The sequence below is a fragment of the Pseudomonas entomophila genome, from assembly GCF_023277925.1.
Taxonomy (GTDB): Bacteria; Pseudomonadota; Gammaproteobacteria; order Pseudomonadales; family Pseudomonadaceae; genus Aquipseudomonas; species Aquipseudomonas entomophila_D.
Map to the genome: position 1 here is coordinate 1 of NZ_CP063832.1, position 13,388 is coordinate 13,388.

Annotated in this window: 6 protein-coding genes, 2 tRNA genes and 3 rRNA genes; 10 read left to right on the top strand and 1 reads right to left on the bottom strand. The window is 59.5% G+C overall.

From position 1 onward, the window contains the following. Positions 1–245 precede the first annotated feature (245 nt). From IM733_RS00005 to IM733_RS00050, 10 genes are all read left to right on the top strand, one after another. Positions 246–1,782, top strand: a 16S ribosomal RNA gene (locus IM733_RS00005). 77 nt (positions 1,783–1,859) lie between these two features. Next, a tRNA-Ile gene (locus tag IM733_RS00010) sits at positions 1,860–1,936 on the top strand. A 6-nt stretch (positions 1,937–1,942) separates the two neighbouring features. Continuing rightward, positions 1,943–2,018 (top strand) — tRNA-Ala (locus IM733_RS00015). 242 nt (positions 2,019–2,260) lie between these two features. Further along, a 23S ribosomal RNA gene (locus tag IM733_RS00020) occupies positions 2,261–5,153 on the top strand. Between the two features lie 133 nt (positions 5,154–5,286). Further along, positions 5,287–5,402 (top strand): 5S ribosomal RNA (gene rrf / locus IM733_RS00025). The 16S, 23S and 5S rRNA genes sit together here with 2 tRNA genes alongside, the layout of an rRNA operon. 350 nt (positions 5,403–5,752) lie before the next feature. Further along, positions 5,753–7,396, top strand: coding sequence for an acetolactate synthase large subunit (locus IM733_RS00030; protein WP_248919004.1), 1,644 nt, complete (start codon positions 5,753–5,755; stop codon positions 7,394–7,396). 161 nt (positions 7,397–7,557) lie between these two features. Continuing rightward, on the top strand, positions 7,558–8,112 hold the full coding sequence (locus IM733_RS00035; RefSeq protein ID WP_248919005.1) for a UPF0149 family protein: 555 nt from the start codon (positions 7,558–7,560) through the stop codon (positions 8,110–8,112). A gap of 177 nt (positions 8,113–8,289) precedes the next feature. Next, positions 8,290–8,919: a glutathione S-transferase family protein gene (locus IM733_RS00040; protein WP_248919006.1), complete on the top strand. Its 630-nt coding sequence runs from the start codon at positions 8,290–8,292 to the stop codon at positions 8,917–8,919. An 18-nt stretch (positions 8,920–8,937) separates the two neighbouring features. Beyond that, entirely contained in the window at positions 8,938–10,953 is a 2,016-nt protein-coding gene (locus IM733_RS00045; RefSeq protein WP_248919007.1) for a pyridoxamine 5'-phosphate oxidase family protein, read from the top strand. Positions 10,954–10,999: 46 nt separating this feature from the next. Further along, positions 11,000–11,899 carry a LysR family transcriptional regulator gene (locus tag IM733_RS00050; protein ID WP_102685189.1) on the top strand — a complete coding sequence of 300 codons (900 nt, stop codon included), beginning with the start codon at positions 11,000–11,002 and terminating at the stop codon, positions 11,897–11,899. 50 nt (positions 11,900–11,949) lie between these two features. Here the strand turns inward: IM733_RS00050 and IM733_RS00055 are convergent, their stop codons facing one another. Next, positions 11,950–13,368, bottom strand: coding sequence for a PLP-dependent aminotransferase family protein (locus tag IM733_RS00055; protein ID WP_248919008.1), 1,419 nt, complete (start codon positions 13,366–13,368; stop codon positions 11,950–11,952). Positions 13,369–13,388: the final 20 nt, after the last annotated feature.

A 13,388-nucleotide genomic window follows, 5' to 3' on the forward strand; every position in this document is an offset into this window, starting at 1 on the left:
AAAACTTCGAAAATAACGCTTGACACGAAATGAGGTTAGCGTAGAATGCGCGCCTCGGTTGAGCTGAAAAGCGCTTAACCAATCGCTCTTTAACAAATTGAATCAAGCAATTCGTGTGGGTGCTTGTGAGTACGGACTGATAGTCACCAAGATTATCAGCATCACAAGTGGCCATGCGAGAAATCACATAGTCATTTGAGATTGCTGAGCCAAGTTTAGGGTTTATTAAAAACCCAAGCAGTATTGAACTGAAGAGTTTGATCATGGCTCAGATTGAACGCTGGCGGCAGGCCTAACACATGCAAGTCGAGCGGATGACGGGAGCTTGCTCCTTGATTCAGCGGCGGACGGGTGAGTAATGCCTAGGAATCTGCCTGGTAGTGGGGGACAACGTTTCGAAAGGAACGCTAATACCGCATACGTCCTACGGGAGAAAGCAGGGGACCTTCGGGCCTTGCGCTATCAGATGAGCCTAGGTCGGATTAGCTAGTTGGTGGGGTAATGGCTCACCAAGGCGACGATCCGTAACTGGTCTGAGAGGATGATCAGTCACACTGGAACTGAGACACGGTCCAGACTCCTACGGGAGGCAGCAGTGGGGAATATTGGACAATGGGCGAAAGCCTGATCCAGCCATGCCGCGTGTGTGAAGAAGGTCTTCGGATTGTAAAGCACTTTAAGTTGGGAGGAAGGGCAGTAAGTTAATACCTTGCTGTTTTGACGTTACCGACAGAATAAGCACCGGCTAACTCTGTGCCAGCAGCCGCGGTAATACAGAGGGTGCAAGCGTTAATCGGAATTACTGGGCGTAAAGCGCGCGTAGGTGGTTCGTTAAGTTGGATGTGAAAGCCCCGGGCTCAACCTGGGAACTGCATCCAAAACTGGCGAGCTAGAGTATGGTAGAGGGTGGTGGAATTTCCTGTGTAGCGGTGAAATGCGTAGATATAGGAAGGAACACCAGTGGCGAAGGCGACCACCTGGACTGATACTGACACTGAGGTGCGAAAGCGTGGGGAGCAAACAGGATTAGATACCCTGGTAGTCCACGCCGTAAACGATGTCAACTAGCCGTTGGAATCCTTGAGATTTTAGTGGCGCAGCTAACGCATTAAGTTGACCGCCTGGGGAGTACGGCCGCAAGGTTAAAACTCAAATGAATTGACGGGGGCCCGCACAAGCGGTGGAGCATGTGGTTTAATTCGAAGCAACGCGAAGAACCTTACCAGGCCTTGACATGCAGAGAACTTTCCAGAGATGGATTGGTGCCTTCGGGAACTCTGACACAGGTGCTGCATGGCTGTCGTCAGCTCGTGTCGTGAGATGTTGGGTTAAGTCCCGTAACGAGCGCAACCCTTGTCCTTAGTTACCAGCACGTTATGGTGGGCACTCTAAGGAGACTGCCGGTGACAAACCGGAGGAAGGTGGGGATGACGTCAAGTCATCATGGCCCTTACGGCCTGGGCTACACACGTGCTACAATGGTCGGTACAGAGGGTTGCCAAGCCGCGAGGTGGAGCTAATCTCACAAAACCGATCGTAGTCCGGATCGCAGTCTGCAACTCGACTGCGTGAAGTCGGAATCGCTAGTAATCGCAAATCAGAATGTTGCGGTGAATACGTTCCCGGGCCTTGTACACACCGCCCGTCACACCATGGGAGTGGGTTGCACCAGAAGTAGCTAGTCTAACCTTCGGGGGGACGGTTACCACGGTGTGATTCATGACTGGGGTGAAGTCGTAACAAGGTAGCCGTAGGGGAACCTGCGGCTGGATCACCTCCTTAATCGACGACATCAGCCTACTGATGAGCTCCCACACGAATTGCTTGATTCAGATGTAAAGACGATCAAGACCCTATATAGGTCTGTAGCTCAGTTGGTTAGAGCGCACCCCTGATAAGGGTGAGGTCGGCAGTTCAAATCTGCCCAGACCTACCAATATGCGGGGCCATAGCTCAGCTGGGAGAGCGCCTGCCTTGCACGCAGGAGGTCAGCGGTTCGATCCCGCTTGGCTCCACCACTTTCTGTTGTGTCTAGTTGATCAGAACTTAGAAATGAGCATTCGTTGATGAATGCTGATTTCTGACTTTTGTCAGATCGTTCTTTAAAAATTCGGATATGTGATAGAAATAGACTGAACACCCGTTTCACTGCGGGTGGATCAGGCTAAGGTAAAATTTGTGAGTTCTGCTCGAAAGAGCGACGTGCGAATTTTCGGCGAATGTCGTCTTCACAGTATAACCAGATTGCTTGGGGTTATATGGTCAAGTGAAGAAGCGCATACGGTGGATGCCTTGGCAGTCAGAGGCGATGAAAGACGTGGTAGCCTGCGATAAGCTTTGGGGAGTCGGCAAACAGACTGTGATCCAGAGATCTCTGAATGGGGGAACCCACTCAGCATAAGCTGAGTATCTTGTACTGAATACATAGGTGCAAGAGGCGAACCAGGGGAACTGAAACATCTAAGTACCCTGAGGAAAAGAAATCAACCGAGATTCCCTTAGTAGTGGCGAGCGAACGGGGACCAGCCCTTAAGCTGGTTTGAGATTAGTGGAACGCTCTGGAAAGTGCGGCCATAGTGGGTGATAGCCCCGTACACGAAAATCTCTTGCCAGTGAAATCGAGTAGGACGGAGCACGAGAAACTTTGTCTGAACATGGGGGGACCATCCTCCAAGGCTAAATACTACTGACTGACCGATAGTGAACCAGTACCGTGAGGGAAAGGCGAAAAGAACCCCGGAGAGGGGAGTGAAATAGAACCTGAAACCGTATGCGTACAAGCAGTGGGAGCCTACTTTGTTAGGTGACTGCGTACCTTTTGTATAATGGGTCAGCGACTTATATTCAGTGGCGAGCTTAACCGAATAGGGGAGGCGTAGCGAAAGCGAGTCTTAATAGGGCGCTTTAGTCGCTGGGTATAGACCCGAAACCGGGCGATCTATCCATGGGCAGGTTGAAGGTTAGGTAACACTGACTGGAGGACCGAACCGACTACCGTTGAAAAGTTAGCGGATGACCTGTGGATCGGAGTGAAAGGCTAATCAAGCTCGGAGATAGCTGGTTCTCCTCGAAAGCTATTTAGGTAGCGCCTCATGTATCACTGTAGGGGGTAGAGCACTGTTTCGGCTAGGGGGTCATCCCGACTTACCAAACCGATGCAAACTCCGAATACCTACAAGTGCCGAGCATGGGAGACACACGGCGGGTGCTAACGTCCGTCGTGAAAAGGGAAACAACCCAGACCGTCAGCTAAGGTCCCAAAGTCATGGTTAAGTGGGAAACGATGTGGGAAGGCTTAGACAGCTAGGAGGTTGGCTTAGAAGCAGCCACCCTTTAAAGAAAGCGTAATAGCTCACTAGTCGAGTCGGCCTGCGCGGAAGATGTAACGGGGCTCAAACCATGCACCGAAGCTACGGGTATCACCTTTGGTGATGCGGTAGAGGAGCGTTCTGTAAGCCTGTGAAGGTGAGTTGAGAAGCTTGCTGGAGGTATCAGAAGTGCGAATGCTGACATGAGTAACGACAATGCGAGTGAAAAACTCGCACGCCGAAAGACCAAGGTTTCCTGCGCAACGTTAATCGACGCAGGGTTAGTCGGTCCCTAAGGCGAGGCTGAAAAGCGTAGTCGATGGAAAACAGGTTAATATTCCTGTACTTCCAGTTATTGCGATGGAGGGACGGAGAAGGCTAGGCCAGCTTGGCGTTGGTTGTCCAAGTTTAAGGTGGTAGGCTGAAATCTTAGGCAAATCCGGGATTTCAAGGCCGAGAGCTGATGACGAGTGCTCATTAGAGCGCGAAGTGGTTGATGCCATGCTTCCAAGAAAAGCTCCTAAGCTTCAGATAACTGGGAACCGTACCCCAAACCGACACAGGTGGTTAGGTAGAGAATACCAAGGCGCTTGAGAGAACTCGGGTGAAGGAACTAGGCAAAATGGCACCGTAACTTCGGGAGAAGGTGCGCCGGTGAGGGTGAAGCACTTGCTGCGTAAGCCCACGCCGGTCGAAGATACCAGGCCGCTGCGACTGTTTATTAAAAACACAGCACTCTGCAAACACGAAAGTGGACGTATAGGGTGTGACGCCTGCCCGGTGCCGGAAGGTTAATTGATGGGGTTAGCGCAAGCGAAGCTCTTGATCGAAGCCCCGGTAAACGGCGGCCGTAACTATAACGGTCCTAAGGTAGCGAAATTCCTTGTCGGGTAAGTTCCGACCTGCACGAATGGCGTAACGATGGCGGCGCTGTCTCCACCCGAGACTCAGTGAAATTGAAATCGCTGTGAAGATGCAGTGTATCCGCGGCTAGACGGAAAGACCCCGTGAACCTTTACTATAGCTTTGCACTGGACTTTGAGCTTGCTTGTGTAGGATAGGTGGGAGGCTTTGAAGTGGGGACGCCAGTTCTCATGGAGCCATCCTTGAAATACCACCCTGGCAACCTTGAGGTTCTAACTCAGGTCCGTTATCCGGATCGAGGACAGTGTATGGTGGGTAGTTTGACTGGGGCGGTCTCCTCCCAAAGAGTAACGGAGGAGTACGAAGGTGCGCTCAGACCGGTCGGAAATCGGTCGTAGAGTATAAAGGCAAAAGCGCGCTTGACTGCGAGACAAACACGTCGAGCAGGTACGAAAGTAGGTCTTAGTGATCCGGTGGTTCTGTATGGAAGGGCCATCGCTCAACGGATAAAAGGTACTCCGGGGATAACAGGCTGATACCGCCCAAGAGTTCATATCGACGGCGGTGTTTGGCACCTCGATGTCGGCTCATCACATCCTGGGGCTGAAGCCGGTCCCAAGGGTATGGCTGTTCGCCATTTAAAGTGGTACGCGAGCTGGGTTTAGAACGTCGTGAGACAGTTCGGTCCCTATCTGCCGTGGACGTTTGAGATTTGAGAGGGGCTGCTCCTAGTACGAGAGGACCGGAGTGGACGAACCTCTGGTGTTCCGGTTGTCACGCCAGTGGCATTGCCGGGTAGCTATGTTCGGAAGAGATAACCGCTGAAAGCATCTAAGCGGGAAACTTGCCTCAAGATGAGATCTCACTGGAGCCTTGAGCTCCCTGAAGGGCCGTCGAAGACTACGACGTTGATAGGTTGGGTGTGTAAGCGCTGTGAGGCGTTGAGCTAACCAATACTAATTGCCCGTGAGGCTTGACCATATAACACCCAAGCAATTTGCTCATGCGAATTGCGGTGGTGAAGACGAAACGAACCGAAAGTTCGCGACGAACCACAAGATCACATATCCGAATTGGCTGGAGTATCCATCTGGATCTTCTGGCAACAGAATTTCTTGACGACCATAGAGCATTGGAACCACCTGATCCCATCCCGAACTCAGCAGTGAAACGATGCATCGCCGATGGTAGTGTGGGGTTTCCCCATGTGAGAGTAGGTCATCGTCAAGATTCATTTCGCAAAACCCCTATCTGCGCGAGCAGGTAGGGGTTTTGTCTTTGCGCGATCGAAACGCAAGCCCCCTGTAGGCGCCGGCTTGCCGGCGAACATCGGCACCGCCGCGAGTCCTTCGCCAGCAACGCCGGCGCCTACAGGCAAATGTGTTTTGCTCGTCGGCCCGGTCACCGTCAAGCGTCAGAGGTGCGACAATATTGTCGCCAAATGACGTGACTTCCCCGTACCTACCCTGCGTCAAGGCTTAGGTTCGGGGCAAACCTGGCACCCGGACCGAGCGATGCCAGCGTACCGTGCTGCGCATTCCTGGACTTTCACCGTCCTATTACTTGAGGTTAGAAGCAAGATGGCCAAGGCCGCCGATGTCGTTGTGCAATGCCTGGAAAACGAAGGTGTCGAGTATGTGTTCGGCATTCCTGGCGAGGAAAACCTCGACCTGCTCGAGTCCCTGCGCAAGTCGAAGATCAAGCTGGTACTGACCCGCCACGAACAATCCGCGGGCTTCATGGCCGCCACCTACGGCCGCCTGACCGGCAAGACCGGCGTCAGCCTGTCGACCCTCGGCCCTGGCGCGACCAACCTGGTGACCGCCAGCGCCTACGCCTACCTGGGCGGCATGCCGATGATGATGATCACCGGCCAGAAGCCGATCAAGAAGTCCAAGCAAGGCCGTTTCCAGATCATCGACGTGTGCGGCATGATGGACCCCATCACCAAGTACACCCACCAGTTCGCCTCGGCCGACAACATTCCTGCCCGTATGCGTGAAGCCTTCCGCCTGGCGGAAGAAGAGAAGCCGGGCGCCGTGCACCTGGAATTGCCGGAAGACATCGCCGCCGAGCAGACCGACGCCCTGCCGATCCCGCGCAGCCTGCACCGTCGCCCGCTGGCCGAGCACGTGGCCATTGAAGCCGCCGTGCAGAAACTGCAGAACGCCCGCAACCCAATCCTGGTGATTGGCGCCGGCGCCAACCGCAAGATGACCGCCAAGGTCCTCAAGCAACTGATCGACAAGACCGGCATCCCGTTCATCACCACCCAGATGGGTAAAGGTGTGGTCGACGAGCGCCACCCGCGCTTCCTGGGCAACGCCGCGCTGTCCTCCGGTGACTTCGTTCACCGTGCCGTCGAAGCTGCCGACCTGATCGTCAACATCGGCCACGACGTGATCGAGAAGCCACCGTTCTTCATGGTTCGTGGCGGCACCGAAGTGATCCACGTGAGCTTCCGCTCGGCTGAAGTTGATGCCGTGTACTTCCCGCAAGTAGAAGTGATCGGCGACATTGCCAACGCCGTATGGCAGATCAGCGAAGCGCTGACCGATACCAGCCACTGGGACTTCACCCGCCTGATGGCTATCCGCGAAGCGAACGAAGCGCAGATTGCCGAAGGCGCCGATGACGACCGCTTCCCGGTCTACCCGCAGCGCATGGTCGCCGACATCCGCCGTGCCCTGCCGTCCGAAGGCATCGTCGCCCTGGACAACGGCATCTACAAGATCTGGTTCGCCCGTAACTACAAGGCACACAAGCCCAACACCGTGCTGCTGGACAACGCCCTGGCGACCATGGGCGCCGGCCTGCCATCGGCCATGGCTTCGCACCTGGTCTACCCGGACCGCCCGGTGATTTCGGTTTGCGGCGACGGCGGCTTCATGATGAACAGCCAGGAGCTGGAAACTGCCGTGCGCCTGGGCATGCACTTGACCGTGGTGATCCTGCGTGACGACGGCTACGGCATGATCCGCTGGAAGCAGGCCAACATGGGCTTCACCGATTTCGGCCTGGACTACGGCAACCCGGACTTCGTCAAATACGCCGAAGCCTACGGTGCCAATGGCCACCGCGTGGAAAGCGCCGAAGCCTTCCTGCCGCTGCTCGAGCACTGCATCAAGACCCCTGGCGTGCACGTGATCGACTGCCCGGTCGACTACAGCGAGAACGACCGCATCCTCAACAGCGAGCTGCGTGAGCGCGCGCTGGCGGTCTAAACCGTAGCACCCTCTTGCGGGGCAAGCCTGCTCCCACGTTGTGCAAGAACAACGTGGAGCAGGCTTGCCCCGTGATCGTTTTATTGGCGCTGTGAATGCCTGCGCCGCTTTTCCCATGTGTTAGGGTGCACCCATATTTTGTTTCCTCAGGACTCCTACCCATGCTCCCCGCGCTCAGCGAAAAAGAACTCGACCGCCTCGAAGACCTGCTGATCACCTACGGCAACGATTATTCGGTACTCAACCTCGCCGAGCTCAACGGTTTCTTCACTGCTCTGGCCAGCTCCCCCAACAAGGTCAACCCTGAGCAATGGCTGCCTTCTGTCGCCGGTGGCAAGGTGCCCAAGTTCAAGAAGCCTGCCCATGAAGAAGCGTATACCGCGCTGATGCTGCGTTATGCCAGCCAGGTGGCCGAAGAGTTGGCCACGGACCTCGAGGACTTCGAGCCGATGTTCGAAGAGGGCGAGAGCGAAGAGGGCCCGACGATCATTCTCGAGGAGTGGTGCTTCGGCTACATGCGCGGCACGCAAGTGGCCGAGTGGAGCGAGCTGCCGCCGGAGCAGGATCGTCTGCTCAAGGCCATTTCACTGCATGGGCTGGAAGATAACTTCGAGCTGCTCGACTCGATGAGCTTCGATGAGCACCAGGCTTGTGCACCGCTGGTGGTCGAGGCGGCGCGAGGGTTGTACCAGTACCAGAAACAGCACCGGCATTGAGATCGCAACCGCGGGCGCGTGGGAGCGGCGATGCGGCGACCCGACTTGCCCCGCGATTGTAATTATTCCACTTGCCGAAATACTGGATTGCTTCCAGCACGGATTCTGCTGCCAGCCGATCCCGTGCAGCATGTCCTCCAGCAGCGCCACTCCCGGCGCTGATCCGGAGCCCAGAACATGCCAAGCCCGATCAAGCTCTACAACTTCCCCAAGTCCGGCCACGCCCACCGCATCGAGCTGATGCTGTCGCTGCTCGAACTGCCTACCGAACTGATCTTCGTCGACCTGGCCAAGGGTGAGCACAAGCAGCCTGAATTCCTCGCCATCAACCCCTTCGGCCAGGTGCCGGTGATCGATGACAACGGCATCGTCATCGCTGACTCCAACGCCATCCTCGTCTATCTGGCCAAGGCCTATGGCGGCGAGCGTTGGTTGCCCGAAGATCCGGTCGGCGCCGCCCGTGTGCAGCGCTGGTTGTCGGTCGCCGCAGGCCCGCTGGCCTTCGGCCCGGCCGCCGCCCGCCTGGTGACTGTATTCGGCGCCTCGTTCAACACCGACGAAGTGATTGGCCGCGCCCACACCCTGCTCAAGGTGATCGACGCCGAACTGGCCAAGGCCCCGTTCCTGGTCGGTGACCAGGCGACCATCGCCGATATCGCCAATTACTCGTACATCGCCCATGCGCCGGAAGGCAATGTGTCGCTGGAACCGTACCCCAACGTGCGCGCCTGGCTGGCCCGGATCGAGGCGCTGCCGGGCTTCGTGCCGATGCCACGCACCGTTATCGGTTTACAGAGCACGCTTTGAACCCAGAGGAATGCCGCCATGCGATCGCCCTGGCATGCAGGTGAAAAACGGCTGCAGGAGCAAGTCGGTGTTGCAGAGCGCATGGAGGTGTTCGGCCAGAAGGTCATCCGCGACTTCATGCCCGACCAGCATCGCGCGTTCTACCAGCAATTGCCGTTCCTGGTGGCCGGTGCCGTGGATGCTGCTGGCACCCCTTGGGCGACGCTGCTCGAAGGCCCGGAAGGCTTCATCAGCTCGCCCGATCCCCGGCAACTTTTGATCGGTGCCGATCTCGCCTGCGACGATCCGGCCACGCCGGGGCTGGTGGCGGGGGGGGCCATCGGCCTGCTGGGGATCGAGCTGCATACGCGGCGGCGCAATCGCCTCAATGGCCTGATCCGCCGGGCTGGCACCGGCCAGCTGGAGGTGGTGGTCGACCAATCGTTCGGCAACTGCCCGCAGTACATCCAGCTGCGCGAGTACACCCGCGTCGACGAGCCGCCGCAGGCGCGTCGGGATTCATCGGCACTCAATGCCGCGTCCCGCGCCATGATCGAAAACGCCGACACCTTCTTCGTCGCCAGTTACGTCGAGCAGGAAAATGGCCAACGTGCCGTGGACGTGTCCCACCGCGGTGGCCGGCCCGGTTTCGTCAGGGTCGAAGGTAATCGCCTGACCATACCCGACTACGCCGGCAACCTGCATTTCAACACCCTCGGCAACCTGCTGGTCAACCCGGTTGCCGGCCTGTTGTTCATCGACTTCACCACGGGCGATGTGCTGCAGGTTTCAGGGCGAACCGAGGTGATTCTCGACAGCCCGCTGATCAGCGCTTTCGAGGGGGCCGAGCGGCTCTGGACCCTGGACATCGAGCAGGTGGTGGTCCGCCCGGCCGCCGTGTCATTGCGCTGGGCCTTCCAGGAATACGCCCCTACCAGCCTGATGACCGGTACCTGGAGTGAAGCCCAAGAGCGCCTGCAACAGCGTGAGCGCCAGCGCCAATGGCTGACCTGGCGCGTGCTGCGTATCGAGCAGGAAAGCCGCGATATCCGTTCGTTCTACCTGCAACCCGAGGAGGGTACGGCGGTGCCCTTCGTGCCCGGCCAGCATATTCCGGTGCGCTTGCAGGTTGATGGAGAGGCACCGCTGATCCGCACCTACAGCCTGTCCAGTGCGCCGTCCGATGGCCACCTGCGCATCAGCGTCAAGGCGCAGGGGCCGGCGTCACGCTATCTGCACCAGCAACTGAAGGTGGGCGACCCTTTACAGGTGCGCCTGCCCATGGGCAATTTCACCCTGGATCACACCAGCGACCGGCCCCTCGTGCTGGTCGGTGCTGGCGTCGGTATCACCCCGTTGATCGCCATGCTCCGCGAGCAACTGGCCTTGGGGCTGGGGCGGCGCATCTACCTGTTCCACGGTGGCCGTACGCTGGCCGACCTGCCGTTCCAGCACGAGCTTGCCGAACTCCAGCAGCACGCCGGTGGCCTGCTGAGCATTCACCGCGCCCTGAGCCTGCCCGAACCCCAAGCCGTGCAGGGCCGCGACTACGCCTTCGCCAGCCGCCTGGGCATCGAGCAGATCAAGGCCACGCTGTCGCTGGACGACTACGACTTCTACCTCTGTGGCCCGGCCAGTTTCACCCAGGACCTTTACGAAGGCCTGCGCACGGTGCATGTACCGGATGCCCGCATCCATGCCGAAGCCTTCGGCCCTTCGACCCTGCGTCGCCACAACGACGACAACCAGTCCACCCTGCAACAACCACCGCCCGCGAGCGAACCGGTGCCGGTGTACTTCGCCAGCTCCGCCAAGGAGGCACGCTGGACGCCCGGCGGCGGCACCTTGCTGGAACTGGCGGAAAGCCGCGGCCTGTCGCCGGACTTCAGCTGCCGAGGAGGCTCGTGCGGTACCTGCAAGACCAAACTGGTCAGCGGCCAGGTCCACTACCCGAACCCGCCCGCTGAACTGCCCGAAGCCGGTAGCGTGCTGATCTGCTGCGCGATTCCGGCCCAGGCCGAGGAAGGCGTGCAGCCCCTGGTACTGGAGCTCTAGCGTGACCACGGCGATAATCGCTCGACGACAACGCGTGGGGCGCGGCATGGACCAGATCCACCTGATGAAAGTGTTCGTGGCCGTCGGCGAGCTGGAAAGCTTCGCCGCCGCCGCTCGCCGCCTGGCCATCTCGCCGGCGGCGGTGACCCGCGCCGTCAGCGCCCTGGAGGAACAGCTCGGGGTCAAGCTGCTGCTGCGCACCACCCGCAGCGTGCGCCTGACCGAGGCCGGCGGGCGCTATCTGGAAGACACCCGGCATATCCTCGCCAGCATTGTCGAAGCCAACGAAGCCGCCGCCGGCATCAACGCCGCGCCCAAGGGCGACCTGGCGGTGACCGCGCCGATCCTGTTCGGCAAGAAGTTCGTCATGCCGTGCATCGTGCGCTACCTGCAGCAGTACCCCGAGGTGGACGTCTCGGCGTTCTTCCTCGACCGCGTGGTGAACCTGGTGGAGGAGGGCATGGACGTGGCCGTGCGCATCGGCCAGTTGCCCGACTCGGGCCTGAAGGCGCTGCGGGTGGGCAAGATGCGCCGGCTGCTGTGCGCCTCGCCCGAATACCTGGAACGCCATGGCACGCCGCGCCATCCCTCGGAGTTGCAGAAGCACGAAGTCATCGCCGCTGGGACGCTGTCACCTCGCACGGACTGGCGTTTCGGCGCCATCGACGACCCGACGCTGATTCGCATGAAGCCGCGCCTGACCGTGACCAGCAACGACGCCGCCATCGCCGCGGCCAGTGCCGGGCTGGGGATCGCCCGGCTGCTGTCGTACCAGGTGGCGGACGAAGTGGCGGCCGGGCGCTTGCAGGTGATTCTGGCCGAATACGAGGAGGCGCCGTGGCCGATCCATATCCTGCATCGCGAGAGCAAATATGGTTCGACCAAGGTGCGGACCTTTATCGATATGTTGGCTGAGCACTTGCGTAGCCAGGCGCATCTGGCGTGATTCCGGAACCTGGGGCTGCTGCGCAGCGGCCCCAAGTACCTCAAGCTCAATCAAGGCCTTGAAAGGCCAGCACACTCCGCCAGCACCCTCAACCCGCCCATCACCTCCGGCGTAATCACCCGCCCCAGGCACACCCGCAACCCAGTGCCACACTCCCCATCGGCAAAGAACATCCCGCTGGCGCCCACATTGCAGCCACGCTCCGCGGCAAGCCGTTGCAGCGCCAGCATGTCTGTCCCTCCCGGTAATTCGACCCAGTGGATGAAGCCGCCCCGAGGCGCCACATAGCGCGTCCCCGCCGGAAATACCGAACGCACCAGCGCCTCCATCACCCCGGCCTGCGCCGCCAGCCGCCCACGCAGTTTCGCGCAGTGCTCGTCCATGTACCCCCGCCCGATGAATTCATCCAGCACCCGCTGCGCCAGGCTCGATACCGCCAGGTTGCGTGAAAACATCTGGGCCAGGATCGCATCCCGGTACCGTCCGGCCACGCACCAGCCCACCCGATACCCCGGCGCCACGGTCTTGGAGAACGACGAGCAATAGATCGTCTGCCCGGTCACGTCGTAGTGCTTGATCGCCCTGGGCCGCTGCGCCTCGTCCACCAGGTCGAAGAAGATATCGTCCTCGATGATCGGCACATCCGCCGCCTGCGCCAGCTGTGAGAGCCGTGCCCGCGCCGCGTCGGGCATGATGAAGCCCCGGGGGTTCTGCAGCGTCGGGTTGAGGAACACCACATCGACCTTCCCGCGCTTCAGGGCCCACTCCAGGTGCTCGAGGTCCATGCCGCTGTCGGCGTGGGTGTGAATGGGCAGGGCGCGCATCCCCAGGCGTTCGATGGTCTGCAGGATGCCGTAGTAGGTGGGTGTCTCGATGGCCACCGTGGCGCCCGGCCGGGCGACGGCTTCGAGGGCCAGTTCCAGCGCCACGGTGTCGCCTGAGGTCACCAGGATATCGTCCGGCCCGCAGGCCACGCCGCGTTGCAGCATCAGCCCGGCGATACGCCGGCGCAGCGAGGCCAGGCCGGGTGGCGCGATCAGCCCGGCCAGCGCCAGATCGGCCTTGCTCGCCAGCGATGCCAGGCATCTGCTCAGCAGCACCTGTGGGGCAAGTTCGTCATGCAGCACTGCCGAGCTCAGCGAAAGCGTGGTGTTGCTGGCCGCCTGGGCGAGCATGGCGACCACCGCGTGGTCGACGTTGACGGTGACGCTGGCCAGGTCGAACCCCTGCACCTGGGCCGTGCCTTTGGCGACGAAATAGCCTACCCGTGGCCTGGCCTGCACATAGGCATTGGCCTCCAGCTCCGCCAGGGCCCGTTGCACGGTGGCGATGCTGCTGTCGAACAGCCGCGCCAGCTCGCGCACCGAGGGCAATTGCATGCCGCTGGGCCATTCGCCGCTGTCGATCTGGCGCAGCAGCCAGGCGTTGACGGTGTGCCAGCGCTTGTCGGGCTTGGGAATGCGGTCCATGGGGGCTCTTTGTGGCGTCA